We start from the raw sequence: 2503 nt of genomic DNA, 5'->3' as shown, positions 1-2503 counted from the left end.
TTGCAAATGAGACCTGAGTAGTTACTATAGACTTATACTCAAAACCAAAGCCTGCAATCTCATTTGGTTTAAAGAATTCAAAGCGACCGGTACCGTTTTCTCTAAATGTCAAAGTCGAATGAACCTGTTCCAGGTTTATACCAAACAGGATGAGCCCACCTGTATAACTATCGAATCTTGGGATCTTTATTTCCCCCGTTATTGTATCCGAACTGTACGAAACAATAAACCCAGACACCTTGGCAGCTGGCAAAAGGTTGAAATTTAATACCAACAAAGCAACAAAAAACACTAACCTAATTTTATTCATCCAATTCTTTTTCAAGCATCTAGAGGCTTCTAAGGTTTTATTCATTGGTACTGGTAATTCTTAAGCCATCCCCTTGTTACTGGGTTCAACTAATTTACTGCTAAGATCACATAACTGTTGGAATATTAAAAATAGGAAAAACAAAGTAATAACAGGGACAACTGCAGGAGAAAATTCAATGGTTTCCCAGGCAACCTTTTATCTAGTTGGTTCTGTGAATCAACTCGCCCATATTTAACGGGGCATTAGCGCCAATTCTAATGTCACAATCTCTTACCTGAACATCAGTAGCATTGTCAATATAAAAGGCAGAAGTTTTTGCTTTTACCAGTCCTTCCCCTTCGCATGGCCGACGATCATAAACGCCGCCTTCATAGTCGGTAACTCTGTTTAGGACAACAGAAACACCATCAAATAGAATATGGTTGATTTTCTCCCTGGATTCAGCACTTACGTAAATGCCGTTTTCTGAACGACACTGGATATTTCTGAATGTAATATCATTTACCTGACCCACAAAGCCTTCTGTTGCTCCTTCAGGGAATCTCCAGCTTGCATCTTTATGATCAATATTGGCTCTACGATAAGCAGTTACATAAATGGGCTCAGACTTACCCCACCAAACATCACTAAAAAATTTACTTTCAATTATGATATTTGAAAACAGCACATTTTGCACTACGCCCTCATCTCTGTTTTGAATACCAATACCTCTGTTACTGCCCAAAATAGTACAATTACTGACGGTTACATTTTGTATGGTATCCATATTTTCAGATCCAATTTTAAAGGCACATGATCTGGAGGACATCAGGCAATTGGTAATCACAATATTTTCACATTTCCCATATTCCTTGAACTCCCTTCTGTTTTTTAAGCAAATGCTATCATCGCCACTTTGTATGTAACAATCGCTAATTCGGATGTTTTTACAATGGTCCAAATCAATGCCGTCACTATTTCTGATCTTTAGACTATTATCAATGGTAATTCCCGTGATAACAGCATCATTACACCCAATTAAATGGACAGTCCAATAAGCAGAATTCCTGAATGTCACATTCTCAATTCTTAAGTTATGCACATTTTCAAGTGTCAGGATATGCGGACGCGGATCTTTCACCTTAAAAGGCAACAATTCATATGCGTCGCCAAGTTCCTCACCCATAAATTTCAAGCCATTGCCATCAATAACACCCAGACCTGTAATGGCAAGATCATGAAGATTTACTCCTCCGATCCAGATGGTGCCTTCACCCGGATTTTCTCTAAAGGCGCTTTTGGTATATACCGTAGTATCGGGATTTGCCAGCAAGGTAGCTCCACCCTCCACCTGTAATTCCATTTTTGATACTAAATCGAAGGGCCCGCTTACAAACACACCTTCACCCGGAATGACCACCTTACCACCACCTGCCAGAACACACGCTTCAACAGCTTGTTTAATGGCCAAAGAATTATCGGTAACTCCATCTGCCACAGCGCCATAATCGGTAATAATAAATACCCTTTCTGTATTTGTGTTACCCTGACAACTGACCAATAATATGAGGACACAAGTGACCAAAACAATCTTAAAATTTTTCATAAAATATAAATTCTACAACGTAAATATTTTCATTCACCTCACAGCAGGTTACTTGGAGGAAAACCAAACTGCTTCTTAAAACACCTACTAAAGTAATAGGGATCATTAAATCCAACCATATCAGACACTTCAGAAACATTGTTTCGTTTTGACTTTAATAACTGAACAGCCTTTTTTAATCGAATGGTTCTAATAAATTCATTGGGCGACAAATCGGTTAATTCTTTCACTTTTCGATACAGAGTAGATGAACTAATGCCTAACCCTGAACACAATATATGACCAGCCAAATTTGTATCACCGATGTTTTCCTCAATGATAGCAGACAACTTTTTCAAAAATTCTTCGTCAACGGGAGAATGCGTTAATACATCCACATTACTTTCCATATCCCCTGAAAATTGAGCTTTAAGCTCAGCTCTTGCCTTAATAATATTTTCGATACGCGTTTTTAACAAGGACGGGTCAAACGGTTTAGTTAAGTAACCATCGGCCCCCATTTTATAACCCTTTATCTGATTTTCATTATCGGATAAAGCCGTTAACAGGATCACCGAAATGTGACTGATTCTCACATCATTCGTAAGCATTCGGCCTAGTACGTA

At 38.4% G+C, this 2503-nt stretch carries 3 protein-coding genes; all 3 read right to left on the bottom strand.

Going from position 1 to position 2503, the window contains the following annotated elements:
- On the bottom strand, window positions 1-355 hold a 355-nt coding region (locus tag B4W65_RS16905), incomplete at its 3' end, for a hypothetical protein (protein ID WP_146697836.1).
- 157 nt (window positions 356-512) lie between these two features.
- On the bottom strand, window positions 513-1898 hold the full coding sequence (locus tag B4W65_RS16900) for a glycoside hydrolase family 28 protein (protein ID WP_088656336.1): 1386 nt from the start codon (window positions 1896-1898) through the stop codon (window positions 513-515).
- Window positions 1899-1936: 38 nt separating this feature from the next.
- On the bottom strand, window positions 1937-2503 hold a 567-nt coding region (locus tag B4W65_RS16895), incomplete at its 5' end, for a response regulator transcription factor (protein ID WP_146697835.1).

This window comes from Geofilum rhodophaeum (genome assembly GCF_002210225.1).
GTDB lineage: Bacteria > Bacteroidota > Bacteroidia > Bacteroidales > Marinilabiliaceae > Geofilum > Geofilum rhodophaeum.
This window is presented reverse-complemented; position numbering and strand designations above follow the sequence as displayed.